12 protein-coding genes and 1 riboswitch are annotated in these 13,783 nt (G+C 65.3%); of the genes, 2 read left to right on the top strand and 10 right to left on the bottom strand.

Annotated elements, in window-relative coordinates; all coding sequences use genetic code 11:
- Positions 1-4: 4 nt before the first annotated feature.
- The 10 genes from gcvP to secA2 all read right to left on the bottom strand — a co-directional run bounded on the left by gcvP (position 5) and on the right by secA2 (position 11,966).
- A complete protein-coding gene (gcvP, locus tag JVX90_RS08980; protein WP_205332000.1) occupies positions 5-2,896 on the bottom strand; it encodes an aminomethyl-transferring glycine dehydrogenase in 2,892 nt (963 codons plus the stop codon).
- Between the two features lie 154 nt (positions 2,897-3,050).
- Positions 3,051-3,151: riboswitch (glycine riboswitch) on the bottom strand.
- 61 nt (positions 3,152-3,212) lie between these two features.
- Positions 3,213-4,007, bottom strand: a complete 795-nt coding sequence (locus tag JVX90_RS08985) for an SDR family oxidoreductase (protein ID WP_205332001.1) — start codon at positions 4,005-4,007, stop codon at positions 3,213-3,215.
- The gene (locus tag JVX90_RS08990) at positions 4,007-5,491 is read right to left on the bottom strand and encodes an APC family permease (RefSeq protein WP_240194112.1); all 1,485 of its coding nucleotides are present in this window, start codon (positions 5,489-5,491) and stop codon (positions 4,007-4,009) included. The genes JVX90_RS08985 and JVX90_RS08990 overlap by 1 nt, the downstream gene beginning before the upstream one ends.
- A gap of 215 nt (positions 5,492-5,706) precedes the next feature.
- Entirely contained in the window at positions 5,707-6,303 is a 597-nt protein-coding gene (locus tag JVX90_RS08995; protein WP_240194113.1) for a MerR family transcriptional regulator, read from the bottom strand.
- 257 nt (positions 6,304-6,560) lie between these two features.
- Positions 6,561-7,076, bottom strand: coding sequence for a bifunctional nuclease family protein (locus tag JVX90_RS09000; protein WP_205332003.1), 516 nt, complete (start codon positions 7,074-7,076; stop codon positions 6,561-6,563).
- A gap of 26 nt (positions 7,077-7,102) precedes the next feature.
- Positions 7,103-7,786 carry a MerR family transcriptional regulator gene (locus JVX90_RS09005; RefSeq protein WP_205332351.1) on the bottom strand — a complete coding sequence of 228 codons (684 nt, stop codon included), beginning with the start codon at positions 7,784-7,786 and terminating at the stop codon, positions 7,103-7,105.
- A gap of 41 nt (positions 7,787-7,827) precedes the next feature.
- A complete protein-coding gene (gene garA, locus JVX90_RS09010; RefSeq protein ID WP_008376559.1) occupies positions 7,828-8,274 on the bottom strand; it encodes a glycogen accumulation regulator GarA in 447 nt (148 codons plus the stop codon).
- A gap of 275 nt (positions 8,275-8,549) precedes the next feature.
- Positions 8,550-8,954, bottom strand: coding sequence for a glycine cleavage system protein GcvH (gene gcvH / locus JVX90_RS09015; RefSeq protein WP_205332004.1), 405 nt, complete (start codon positions 8,952-8,954; stop codon positions 8,550-8,552).
- A gap of 112 nt (positions 8,955-9,066) precedes the next feature.
- The gene (locus JVX90_RS09020) at positions 9,067-9,675 is read right to left on the bottom strand and encodes a CDP-alcohol phosphatidyltransferase family protein (RefSeq protein ID WP_205332005.1); all 609 of its coding nucleotides are present in this window, start codon (positions 9,673-9,675) and stop codon (positions 9,067-9,069) included.
- Positions 9,672-11,966 (bottom strand): accessory Sec system translocase SecA2, encoded by a 2,295-nt coding sequence (secA2, locus tag JVX90_RS09025; RefSeq protein WP_205332006.1) that lies wholly within the window; start codon positions 11,964-11,966, stop codon positions 9,672-9,674. Before secA2 ends, JVX90_RS09020 begins: the two co-directional genes overlap by 4 nt.
- Before the next feature lie 99 nt (positions 11,967-12,065).
- Between secA2 and JVX90_RS09030 the strand changes: the two genes are divergently transcribed.
- Positions 12,066-12,917, top strand: a complete 852-nt coding sequence (locus JVX90_RS09030) for an META domain-containing protein (RefSeq protein ID WP_205332007.1) — start codon at positions 12,066-12,068, stop codon at positions 12,915-12,917.
- A 27-nt stretch (positions 12,918-12,944) separates the two neighbouring features.
- Positions 12,945-13,781: a polyphosphate kinase 2 gene (gene ppk2 / locus JVX90_RS09035; RefSeq protein ID WP_205332008.1), complete on the top strand. Its 837-nt coding sequence runs from the start codon at positions 12,945-12,947 to the stop codon at positions 13,779-13,781.
- The last annotated feature ends 2 nt before the right edge of the window (positions 13,782-13,783 follow it).

Consider the following 13,783-nt stretch of genomic DNA (forward strand, 5'->3'; position numbering starts at 1 on the left):
GAAACTACTCGGCGAAAGCGTCGAGAGGCGGGCAGCTGCAGACGAGGTTTCGGTCGCCGAATGCGCCGTCGATGCGGCGGACCGACGGCCACACCTTCGGGCGTGCACCCGACGAAGGGAGTCCGTTCGGGTAGACGGCCGTCATCCGGTCGTAGCCGTGGTTCCACTCGTTCACCAGGCTCTCGGCGGTGTGCGGCGCGCCGGCCAGCGGGTTGTCGTCGACGGCCCAGGTACCGTCGGCCACCTTGTCGATCTCACCGCGAATCCTGATCATCGCGTCGATGAATGCGTCGATCTCGGCGAGGTTCTCGCTCTCGGTCGGCTCGACCATCAGTGTGCCTGCGACGGGGAAGCTCATCGTCGGAGCGTGGAATCCGTAGTCGGCGAGGCGCTTCGCGACGTCGTCGACGCTGACACCGGACTCCTTCGAGATGTCGCGGAGATCGAGGATGCACTCGTGCGCCACCCAGCCGTTCTCGCCCGTGTACAGGATCGGGTAGTAGTCGCTGAGACGGCGCGCGATGTAGTTGGCCGACGCGATCGCCGTCAATGACGCGGCACGGAGCCCCTCGGCGCCCATCATCGCGATGTACGCGTAGGTGATCGGCAGGATCGAGGCCGAACCGTACGGCGCCGCCGAGATGGTCACGCCCGTCTCGGGGAGTTCCGACGCCAACGGGTGGCCGGGAAGGAACGGCGCGAGATGCTCACGGACCGCGACCGGTCCGACACCCGGTCCGCCGCCGCCGTGCGGGATGCAGAACGTCTTGTGCAGATTCAGGTGCGAGACGTCGCCACCGAACTGACCGGGACGGGCGAGTCCGACCATCGCGTTGAGGTTTGCGCCGTCGACGTACACCTGGCCGCCTGCCTCGTGAACCGCGTTGCAGATGTCGGTCACCTCGTGTTCGAACACACCGTGTGTCGACGGGTAGGTGATCATGATCGCGGCGAGTTCGTCCCGGTGCTTCTCGATCTTGGCACGCAGGTCGTCGATGTCGACGTCGCCCGTGTCGCGGCTGGCGACCACAACGACGCGCATTCCGGCCATGACCGCTGATGCGGCGTTGGTACCGTGGGCACTCGATGGGATGAGACACACCTCGCGAGCGTCGTCGCCACGCGAACGGTGGTAGTTGCGGATTGCGAGGAGACCGGCGTACTCACCCTGCGAGCCCGCGTTGGGCTGCAGGCTGACGCGGTCGTACCCGGTGACGGCGACGAGCCAGTCCTCGAGAGTGGTGATGAGCTCGCGGATGCCTTCGGAGTCGCCGAGCGGCGCGAACGGGTGCAGTCCGCCGATCTCGGGCCAGGTGACGGGCTCCATCTCGGTGGCGGCGTTGAGCTTCATGGTGCACGAACCGAGCGGGATCATGCTGCGGTCGAGCGCGATGTCCTTGTCCGACAGCTCACGCAGGTAGCGGAGCATCGCGGTCTCGGTGCGGTACGCGTGGAACGCGATGTGCTCGAGGTAACCGCTGGCCCGGGTCTCGATGGCCTCGGCGAACGTCGCCGGGGCCGTCTCCGCGGCGCCGAACGCGTCGAGCACGGCCGCGATGTCGGTGTCCGTCGTCGTCTCGTCGCAGGCGATGCCGACACGATCGGCGTCGACCAGCCTCAAATTGATCCCGTGAGCCTTCGCGGCTGCGACGACCTCCGCAGCGCGTCCTTCCACGAGCACCTGGACGGTGTCGAAGAAGGATGCGTGCTCAACGGTGCAGCCTGCGCCGGTCAGCCGGTCGGCCAGGTCGGCGGCGTGTCCGTGGACACGCCGCGCGATGGCCTTGAGTCCCTCGGGGCCGTGGTACGAGGCGTACATCGCCGCCATGATCGCCAGGAGAACCTGCGCAGTGCAGATGTTGCTGGTGGCCTTCTCGCGGCGGATGTGCTGTTCGCGGGTCTGCAGTGCGAGGCGGTAGGCGATGTTGCCGTCCGCATCCTTCGACACGCCGACCAGCCGGCCGGGGAGCTGCCGGGTGACCTTGGTGGGGACGGCGAGGTAACCGGCGTGCGGACCGCCGAAGCCCATCGGGACGCCGAAACGCTGGGTGGTGCCGAAGCAGGCGTCGGCTCCGAGCTCTCCGGGCGCGGTGATGAGGGTGGCGGCGAGGAGATCAACCCCCGCGGCGACCAGGGCGCCGCGCTCGTGCGCTGCGGCGATCACCGGTCCGGCGTCGATGATCCGGCCCGATGCACCAGGCGTCTGGAAGATGACACCGAAGAAGTCGCCGTCGGGCAGACCCGCGTCCGCCGCCGTCGGGTCGAGCTGAGCCTCGACCACCTCGATGCCAAGAGGCTCGGCACGGGTCTCGATCACTGCGCGCGTCTGTGGGAACAGGTCCGCGTCGACCACCAGCCGCGGCGACTTGGACTTGCCCGCGCGGCGCAGCAGTGTCATCGCTTCGGCCGCCGCTGTCCCTTCGTCGAGCATCGAGGCGTTGGCGACCTCCATGCCGGTCAGGTCGGCGACCATCGTCTGGAAGTTGAGGAGCGCTTCGAGTCGGCCCTGGCTGATCTCCGGCTGGTACGGGGTGTACGCGGTGTACCAGGCCGGGTTCTCCAAGATGTTGCGCTTGATGACCGCGGGCGTGTGCGTGTCGTAGTAGCCCAGGCCGATCATTGACCGTGCAACGACGTTCCGGTTCGCGAGTTCACGCATCGCAGCGGTCGCGGCCGCCTCGCTCAACGGCGCCGGAAGTGCATCGAGCCCGGTGGGAACGCCGTTCTCGTCAACGCCGTCAGCGATCGTCGCCGGCACGACGTCGGCCGCCAGTTCGTCGAGCGACGAGATTCCGAGAACATCGAGGATGGTCGCGAGCTCGGCCGAATCGGGTCCGAGGTGACGCTGGGAGAACGGCGAAGCGGGAGCCGAGTTCGGCAGGGACGTGTCCGACACGAGGGGACCTATCTTCTTCGGTCCGAACAGCGTGCTCGGACACCGGTCCTCTCCCTCTGTCGTGTCGCGAGCGACGCCTGAGAGATTCGGCTGCGGTGACCGCAGCCTTTCACCGTGGGCGGACGAGCGGACCCGTCACTTTCCAGAGACGCCGGCAGTTGCCACGGTCCCGGGTGCCTGAGAGTTTGACGGAGAGGTGTTGCTCCTTCGGCGGCCGTCCGAGGTGATCGGACGACGCTCTCCCGCGGCGTAGCGGCGCACGCACAGGATACCAAGGTGCAGCAATGAATCCGCGTTCGGCGATCGGACGCGGGCCTCAGGCCCAGTCCGCGTCCTCGGCAAGCGGCCCCGCGAGGAGCCCTCCGTCGACGACGAAGTCTGCCCCGGTGCAGTAACTCGACTCCGACGAGATGAGGAATCCGATCATTCGCGCAACTTCGTGCGGTTCGCCGATCCTCCCCATGGCCACCGTCGCCCCCGAGTGTCCCTTGTTCGCCCGAATGCTCTCACGTTGGCCCGAGCCCTGGCCACCCATCATCGTGTCGATGAATCCCGGCAGCACTGTGTTGACACGGATTCCGTCGACTGCCAGCTCGGTGGCCGCTTGCCTCGAGATCCCCCGAACCGCCCATTTCGCAGCACTGTAGGCGCCGAGACAGGGCTGTCCGACAGCCCCGGACACCGACGAGACATTGACGATCGAGCCGCCGCCTGCTGTGCGCATCGGTCCGACGACAGCCTTGATTCCGAGCCAGACACCGGTCTGGTCGACTGCGATCGTCCGGTGATAGTCGTCCATCGGCGACGATTCGATGGTCCCGTCCAATGCTATGCCCGCGCAGTTGACGAGTCCTGTCACCGGACCGAACCGGTCAGTGGCCATCGCAACCGCGCTCGACCAATCAGACGGGTCACTGACGTCAAGCTTCTGGTAGACGAGTGAACCGTCAGTGTCCAGCTCGTTCTCAGCGGCGATGTCCCCGATCACGACGCTCGCGCCGCGAGCAGCGAGCAGCCGTGCCGTCGCCCGCCCGATACCGTGGGGCGATCCGCCGCCGGTGACGATGACCACCTGACCGTGGAGCGAACCCACCTGGAGTTCATCCGACATCAGATGATCTCCTTCGCATCGGTCTCGTCACTGTCCATGTCGGTGGCGATCTTCGCGTAGTCGTCTGGCCTGCCGCTCTTCATCCAGACACCGTAGACGCCGCCGATCACTGCGACCACAACAAGGCCCCACGGAAGTGAGTTGATTACCGGCGACGACACTCCCGTGAGGAGATCGAAGTTCTTCACACTCATGACGACCAGAGCCGCGAGGCACACGAACGCCACCGCTGTCGCAGCGAGAGTTCCGGGCAACTTCTCGCCGCGCCGCACGAAGTACGCGCCGATGGCGGCCGACGCCGCGAGCTGCAGCAGGATCACACCGAGAGTGCCGAGACCGGTCATCGACGTGACGACGTCCAGGTACGGATCGAGACCGGCGCTGACCGCCACCGCCACGACGAGCAGACTGACGACGGTCAGGATCAGGCTCGCGCGCGACGGAGTGCGGTACTTCGGGTGCGCCTGCCCCACCCAGCGCGGGAGCGTCCCTTCGCGTCCGCCGACGAAGACGTAGCGGTTGCCCGCGTTGTGCAGAGCGAGCATCGCGGCCAGAAGGCTCGTCGCGTAGGCGACCTGCATCACGTTGGTCAACGTGTGCGATCCATACTGGTCACTGAGGTTGAAGAAGGTGTCGACGAGCTCGGTCGAGGCCGTCTCCTGAACCTTGTCCGGCCCGATGGCGCCGACTGCGATCCACGACGAGAAGAAATAGAACAGCGCGATGATGGCGACCGACAGGTACGTCGCGCGCGGGACGGTCTTGCGCGGGTCTCGTGCTTCTTCTCCGTAGAGCGCAGCCGATTCGAAGCCGATGAACGACAGCAAGGCGAACATGAGACCGATCGCGAAGTTGCCGTTGTTGAGCATCGCACTTGGGGTGAGCACCTCCAGTGGGAATGCGGCCGCGCCCTTGTGCACAACAATCGATACATCCAGGATCACGATGACAATGACCTCGACGATCATAAGGACCACCAGCACGCGCGCCGCGAGATCGATCTCCCGATAGCCCAAGAACCCGACCACGAGCACCGCGAGGACAGACAGCACGGCCCAGTTGATGTGCCAGCCGAAACTGGCTTCCAACGTCACACTGCCGAAGTAGCCGATTCCAGCGACACATGTCAACGCCACAGCGATGTACGCGACGATCGCGACGAACGACGCCGCGACCGCCGGTGGCTTGCCCAGTCCTCGGGCTATGTAGTGATAGAACCCGCCTGCGCTGCTCATACGACTGCTCATCGCAGTGAATCCAACTGAGAAGATGAGGAGTACAACTCCCGCGATCAAGTACGCCATCGGAGTGGACGCACCGCTGCCGATCGCGAAGCTCAGCGGCATGATGCCTGCGATACACGAGATCGGCGCGGCGGCGGCGGCCACCATCACCGTGATCTTCGTCGTCGTGAGTCCGCCTTTGAGCGTGTTGGCGTCCGCGTCCTGTTCAGGACTGTCGCCGACCGTCTTCTCTACTGTCAATGCACCCACCTACTTCTGTCCAGGTCACCGGGCCGGGAGAGTCCCGGTGGGCCACATCACTGTGAACCACAGCATCATCCTGGTCCTGGAGTGCCATAGGCGACACTCCGAATCCGTGAAACACGGTTCACCGTTGCGCACTATCCGCAACTCCGAACACACGAATCGACCCCCGGCGGGTGCCAGGGGCCGACGTATCAGTGACTGCCTTGCTGCTAGCCGGTCTTCGCGGTCCGGTTCTTGCGACGCGCGGCGAGCTCGTCTTCCGGCGATTCCTCGCTGAAGCCGCCGTCGGCCCGCTCGGCCGGGAAGTCGGAGATGGTGCCCGTCAGCTCACGCATGGCGCCGGAGACGGCGATACCAAACACGCCCTGACCGCCCTGGAGGAGGTCGACGACCTCTTCGGCCGACGTGCACTCGTAGACGGTGGTGCCGTCGGAGAAGAGGGTGATCCTGGCCAGATCCTCGACGCCTCGCTGGCGGAGGTGATCAACGGCCACGCGGATGTTCTGCAGTGAGATTCCGGTGTCGAGAAGTCGCTTCACGATCTTCAGGACCAGGATGTCCTTGAAGGAGTACAGGCGCTGGGTGCCCGAGCCGCCCGCACCGCGAATGGACGGGACGACGAGTTGCGTGCGCGCCCAGTAGTCGAGCTGGCGGTAGGTGATGCCGGCGATCTGGCATGCGGTCGGAACGCGGTAACCGACGAGTTCGTCGGGAACGACGTCGTTGGGGAACAGACCTGGCGCGATGTCGTCGAGACCACCCTGCACAGGCTCGGTGACGGCATCGGACCGACGATCGGACGGCATATCGCCCACGGTGACTCCCTCGTGAACAGGACTGCGAACGCGAGCCCCTCTGACAAGGGTACTCCCGCAGGCAGTCTGCGTGAATCCCGAAGCGAACTGCTTCGGTGCTGGGAATGAAATTAGGGGGCTTCGCGGCCGCAATCAACGCAACACACCGTAAACCTCAACTTTAGGTTCAGCTGTGACTATTCCGTTACCAATGAGGCTGATGTTACTCGTGTGACTGGAGAGGCGACTGGATCGACTCGCGGCGACGCCTAGGAGTCGGATTCGGGTCCGAGAAAGTCCTCCGGCGACACCTGATCGAGGAACTCACGGAACGCTTCAACAGCTTCGTCACTCGAATCCGACTCTTCCGCGGCAGCGGCCGAATCGTCTTCATCGGGGATCAACAGGCCTGCATCGTCGAGGACGTCGTCGGAGGCGACGATCGGCGCTTGAACCCGCATGGCGACCGCGATCGCGTCCGACGGTCGCGCCTGCACCACGACGTCGCCGTCGAAGACCATCTCCGCATAGAAGGTGCCTTCTTGCATGTCGACGATCCGGACCTGGACCAGCTCACGACCCAACGACTCCACGAGCGAGACGATCAGGTCGTGCGTGAGCGGGCGCGGGGGTTCGACGCCGCGTTGCTCCAACGCGATCGACGCCGCTTCGCTCTGCCCGATCCAGATCGGCAGGTACCGCGGGCCGGTCACCTCACGCAGCAGGAGAACCGGCTGGTTCTGAGGGGGCTCCACTCGGATCCCCACGATGCGCATCTCGCCCATGTCTCGGGCCTCCTCACAGTGACGTGTCAGTCGAGTGCGGTGCGGACCGCGGCCTTGACGAGCTGGGTGTGGAGCGTGACGGACAGCGCCGCCATCTCCCGAACCAGCTCTTCGGCACGGTCGCGGGCACCGGTTCCCTTGCCCTTCGCGATGGGGCCGGCGATCTGCGCGACCAGCCCGGCCTCGCGGTCCGCGCTCACCTTGAACGCGCGGAGATGACGCGTCTCCACGCCGAAGTTCGCGAGCGCCGCAGCTGCCTCGACGAGACGCACCGCGTCCTCGTCGAAGAATCCACCGGGGCCCGACGACAACAGGCCGTTGCGCATCAGTTCGGCGATGAACGCCGAGTCGACACCGGTCCGCTCGATGAGCGATTCCCGGTCCACACGTCCGCCGCGCGACGCGAAGTCGGTGGCGGGTGCGACGGCCGTTCGAGCCGAGGTCAGCAGGCGAGCGCCGCCTGCCGCCTCGGACGTCTGGCCGTCGATGGCGTCGAGCTGCTCCCGGATCACCTTGAGCGGCAGGTAGCGGTCACGCTGCGCCGTCAGGACGAACCGCAGGCGTTCGCAGTCCGCGTTGCTGAAGCGACGGTAGCCCGACGGGGCGCGCTCCGGGGTGACGAGCCCCTCCGCTTCCAGGAAGCGGATCTTCGAGATCGTGACGTCCGGGAAATCCTCACTGAGGATCGCCAGAACCGACCCGATCGACATCGCAGCATCGCCGCCGGCGTCCGAACGTGCAGCGGAAGCGCTCACGCTTCCCCTGCGCGGGGTCCAGCGAGGAACACCAGACGGAACTTGCCGATCTGGACCTCGTCGCCGTTGGCCAGGGTCGCGGTGTCGACCGGCTCGCGATTGACGTACGTGCCGTTGAGGCTGCCGACGTCGACGACCTGGAAGTCGTCTCCGTCACGACGGAACTCCGCGTGGCGACGGCTCACAGTGACGTCGTCCAAGAAGATGTCGCTGTCGGGGTGACGGCCCGACGACGTCGCCGCCTGGTCGAGCAGGAAGCGCGAGCCCGCGTTCGGGCCGCGCTTGACCACCAGCAGCGCGGTGCCGGGCGAGAGACGCTCCACACCGGTGTCGGCGGGCTCACCCGTCGTCGCGGGAGCATCGATCTCCTTGATGAACTCCTCGCGGAAGACCGAAGTCGTCTCCACAGGCGCCTCAAAACCGTTGTCGTTACCGGTCACCACATCTCCTTAACCACTGCGATCGCCTGGTCCGGGGTTCCCGAACTGTGCGACCGCTCGCCTATTCGTGTGCAACAGATCGCGTTTCGACGTTGAAACGGCTGCTAGCCGGCAGATCCGGATGGTCACATCCGAACTTACCGTTATTGTCCACTCACCACCCAGGGTCGGGCGGGAATGAACGAACACTGGTAATCATATCCGCCCCCACCGACTCGGTGAGAGTTCGTCGACGCTGACGTGACGGATCGTTAGCCAATCGTTCAGATTGCGGCCGCTCAGCTGCCGATGACTGCGGCGTAGCCGGCAGCGTCGAGCAGGTCGTCGAGGACGGCGTCGAGATCGACGTCGTCGCCGACGGTGATCTCCACCAGCCAGCCGTCGTCGTAGGGCGACGAGTTGACCAGTTCCGGTGCCCCGTCGAGGGCGTCGTTCGCCGCCGAGACGGTTCCGTCGATCGGACCGTAGATGTCGGAGACGCTCTTGGTCGACTCGACCTCGGCGAACGATTCGCCGGTCTCGACTGCGCTGTCGGTGTCGGGGAGCTGGACGAACACGACGTCGCCGAGCGCGTCCTGCGCGAAGTCGGTGATACCGATGCGGACGGTCTTGTCGCCCACCTTCGAGATCCACTCGTGCTCGGCGGTGTACTTCAGATTCTCGGGGATCTTCGTGTCGCTCACGACAACTGCCTCTCTGGTTCGGACGGACTACGACGCCAGGAGCACTTCCCCCGACGTGACGGAACAGAACTCTATCGTCTGCGTTGCCGTCGATATGGCGGAGGGCGCAGATTCAGGCCCGAACCGACGGCATCGTACGGACGACGTCGATCGTCTGAATCCAGTACAGGACGAGAGTCCACACGTACAGACCAACACCCCACAGCAGGAAAGCCCACCCGAACGGGTACGTGATCGTCCCGACGAGTCCGTCGATCTGACCTGCCAACAGCCACGGAAACGAACTCATCAGCGCGAACGTCGCCGCCTTCCCCACGTAGAGAGTCGGAAGGGCACGGACGCCGCGAGACGCAAGCAACGGCGCCGTCGCGAACAACAGCACGTCTCGTCCGACGATCACCGCGATAAGCCACCACGGCACGAACTCACGTAGACCGAAACAGATCGGGATGACGATGACGTACAGGCGGTCGGCCGCCGGGTCGAGCAGCGCGCCGAGTTTGGACGACTGCCCGAGCCAACGCGCGAGCTTGCCGTCGAGCCAGTCGGTGAGACCGGACACGAACAGCACCACAAACGCCCAGCCCGCCGACTCCTCCACCATGAGGAGCCAGATGAACACCGGGATCAACGCCAGACGCAGCACACTCAGCGCGTTCGGCACCGTCCAGATCGCGTCGCTCTTTTCCGGCGCGACCCGCGGCGACGGCTCCTCGGTCACCGGAAGATGCCCACGATCCCCTGGACGGCCTGTGCGCCCGCGGATGCGAAATGATTCTCGTGGACCAGGTAGGTCCAGGTCATCGTCGAGCGGTGCATGTCGGCGTCGTCGAAGTCGATGCCGTCTGCGGTGATCGTCGCGGTCGTGAAGGTCTCGCGCGCCGCCTCCATCGCCTCATCGACGAGTTTGGTGAACTCGGCGAAGATCAGCTTGTGGAACTCCTCCAGCGGACTCTGCTGACCGAGAGCGCGGAGATGGATGCTGGCCTGCACATCGGCCACGTACGCCAGATGATCGGCCCACGCGCGGTCGAGGTGGAACAGCACGATCTGCCGTGCCACGTCTTCGAGGACGTCGTCACCGATCGTCTTCGACAGTTCCCCGTAACGCTCGGCCTCGAGTTCCTTCAGGTCGGTGAGCGCCTGGTCGGTCTTGAGGATCGACATGCGTCGACGCACGATCGAATTGCGCTGCTCGTTGACCTGCGCGTTGAAGTTCCACGTGTTCGCGTGCAGCTGCAGCATCGCGCCTTCGGCGATCCGCTGCGCCTGCTGGACGATCTCCACACCGCGAGGTCCCATCGAGCCGTCGCTGTCGATCGGCTGCGACTCGCGAAGATGCGTGTGGTTCTTGGTGACGAGCGGGTCCTCTAGGCTCGAGAAGAAGACCGACCGGCCCGGGTCGCCCTGGCGGCCTGCACGTCCGCGAAGCTGATTGTCCAGGCGCTCGGTGTCGTACCGACCGGTTCCGACCACACACAGGCCGCCGAGCTCCACGACCTCGTCGCGCGCCTCGTCGTCGCCGTCCGATCCGCCGAGTCGGATGTCGGTGCCGCGGCCCGCCATCTGCGTCGACACGGTTACCGCGCCCTTGCGGCCGGCCTCGGCGATGATCGCGGCCTCTTCGGGATCGTTCTTGGCGTTCAGCACCACCGACGTGACACCTGCGCGTTCCAAGAAGTACGCGAGCTCTTCGGACTGCGCGACATCGTGCGTACCGATCAGGACCGGCTGTCCCGTCTCGTGGACGGTATGCACATAGTCGACGACGGCCTCCATCTTGTTGGCCTTGTTGTCGTAGACGCGGTCCGGCTCGTCCTCACGAATGTTCGGCATGTTCGACGGGATCTGAGATACGCCGAGATTGTAGAACTGTCGAAGCTGTTCACCCGCCGCGATGGCCGTTCCGGTCATGCCCGCCACGCGTGGGTAGCGGCTCATCAACGCCTGAACGGTGATCGTGTCGATCACCTCGCCCGCCGCGGTGGGCTTGAGGCCCTCCTTGTACTCGACTGCGGCCTGGACACCGTCCGGCCAGCGCTGCAGGCGCGCCACGCGACCACGTGAAGCGTTGATCAGGTGGACGCCACCGTCGCGCACGATGTAGTGCACGTCGCGTTCGAGCAGGTAGTAGGCGTAGAGCGCGACGTTCACATGGACAAGCGTCGTGCCGACGTGGTCGTCGCCGTAGAGGTCGATGCCGCCGAGCGTGTCTTCGACGAACCGCGCCCCCTCTTCCGTCAGGGAGACGTTGCGTCCGTCGGTGTCGACGTCGTAGTGCTTGCTCTTGAGGTGCGAGACGACTTCGTGAATCGCGCTGTTGGGCGTCTCGGCCTCGGTCGAGCCCGCCAGGATCAGGGGAACGAGTGCCTCGTCGACGAGCACCGAGTCGGCTTCGTCGACCAGAACCACCTCGGGAACTGGAGCGACGAGTTCGTCCTCGTGCAGCGCCAGCTGGTCGCGCAGAACGTCGAAGCCGATCTCATTGACCGACGCGTACGTGACATCGGATTCGTATGCGGCGCGCCGCTCGTCACGAGTGGAGTGCTCGGAGATGGCTCCGACGGTCACGCCGAAGAGGTCGTACAGGGGACGCATCCACTCCGCATCGCGACCGGCGAGGTAGTCGTTCACCGAGACGACGTGCACGTGTTTTCCTTCGAGCGCGTACCCGATCGCCGCGATCGCGCCGGCAAGCGTCTTGCCTTCACCGGTCGCCATCTCCACGACATCGCCGTCGAGCATGCGGAGGGCGCCCTGCAACTGGACGTCGAACGGCGTCATCGACACCGCACGGGAGCCGCCCTCTCGGATCAGAGCGAGGAACTTCACCCGGCCGTCGACGGTCTCGATCTCGAGTTCAGCCGCCTCGCGTGCGAATTCATCGTCTTTGAGTTCCTGAGCCCACGACTCGTGCTCGTGTGACTGCTCGATCAACGAGATGGACTGCGACTGGTTGCGCGACGCCTGAGCGCCGAGCAGGCGCCACATGGCGTTCGAGAACTTACCCACTAGCTACCTGTTCCTCACGTGATGGTGGTGTCCGATCGTGATCTACCGTACGCGGCGCGGCGCATGATCGACCGGTGCGGCTGCACTACCGTTGCCGTCATGGAACACCGACACGATCGTGGCCCCATCCGCCGGACCCGGCTCCTCCCCGTGATCGCCGCCATCGGCGCATTGACACTCGGGGTCGCCTCGTGCGGTTCAGACTCGTCGTCCACGGCGTCGTCGACATCGGATCCCGCGGTGCTCGACGGCAAGACCTTCGTGTCGGACGACGCCACGAACAAGGTTGTGCCCGGCAACGGACCGCTCACTGTGTCGTTCGGCGCCAAAGGCCAGATCAGCGTGAACGGCGGCTGCAACGGACACGGCGGAACGGCGGCGTTCGAGGGCGAGACGATCACCGTCAGCGGCCTCGTCGGCACGATGATGGCCTGCCCGCCACCCCGCGACAAGGTCGACGGCTGGATCAACACGCTGTTCGAATCCCCTGTCACGTGGCGCCTGGACGGCCGAACACTTACGCTGACGGGCGACGACGTCACCCTCACCCTCAACGAACGCGTGACGCGTGCCGTCGCAGGGACCACGTGGACGGTCAAGGCGTTGGTCCGGAACGAAGCCGTTGAGAGCTCGGCGGTCATCGAGAGAGTCAAGCCGACCGTGCGGATCGGAGCCGACGGATCCTTCACCGGTTTCGCGGGCTGCAACCAGATGCACGGCGATGCGACGGTCGTCGGCTCCGGAAGCGAGCAGAAGGTCACCTTCGGCCCGATCGCGACGACCCGCAAGATGTGCCCACCGGAGGTGATGGACGTCGAGCAGGCTGTCACAGCGGCGCTCGACGGTGAGGTCACCGCATTGGTGGACGGCGACGAACTCCGCCTGACGAACGTCAAGAACCCGACGATCGGACTTCGACTCACCGCAGCACCGGCGACTGCGGGCAACTGACGGCGGCGGACCTCTAAGATCGTCCGCATGGCGAAGAATCCGGCACCTGCCGCGGAAACCAAACTCCCCAAGGACGTGTACGAAGCCGAGCTGTTCCGGCTGCAGACCGAGCTCGTCGCGTTGCAGGAGTGGGTGCGAGCAACCGGAGCCCGCGTCGTCGTGATCTTCGAAGGCCGAGACGCCGCGGGCAAGGGCGGCGCCATCAAGCGCATCACCGAGTACCTCAGTCCCCGCATCTGCCGTGTCGAAGCACTGCCTGCACCGACCGACCGTGAGCGCGGTCAGTGGTACTACCAGCGGTACGTCGAGAAACTCCCCACGAAGGGTGAGATCGTTCTGCTCGACCGCTCCTGGTACAACCGGGCAGGTGTCGAGAAGGTCATGGGCTTCTGCACACCTGAAGAGCACACCCGATTCCTCCGTCAGACTCCGATCTTCGAGCAGATGCTGATCGACGACGGCATTCTGCTGCGAAAGTACTGGTTCTCGGTTTCCGACGACGAGCAGCTCCGTCGATTCCGCGCACGCCGCGACGACCCGGTCCGCCAGTGGAAGCTCAGCCCGATGGACCTCGAGTCGGTGTACCGCTGGGAGGAGTACTCCCGCGCCAAGGACGAGATGATGGTCCACACCGACACGTTGACCAGCCCGTGGTTCGTCGTCGAGTCGGACCATAAGAAGAACGCCAGGATCAACATGATCTCGCACCTGCTGTCCACGATCCCGTTCACTCATGTCGAGCAGGAACGGGTGAAACTGCCCAAGAAGCCGATCGCCACCGGAAACTATCACCGTCCGCCTCGTTCGCTGTCGAAGTTCGTTCCCGACCACGTCGCGACTCTGCTCGGCGACCGCGAGAACTGACA

The sequence above is a fragment of the Gordonia sp. PDNC005 genome (assembly GCF_016919385.1).
GTDB lineage: Bacteria > Actinomycetota > Actinomycetes > Mycobacteriales > Mycobacteriaceae > Gordonia.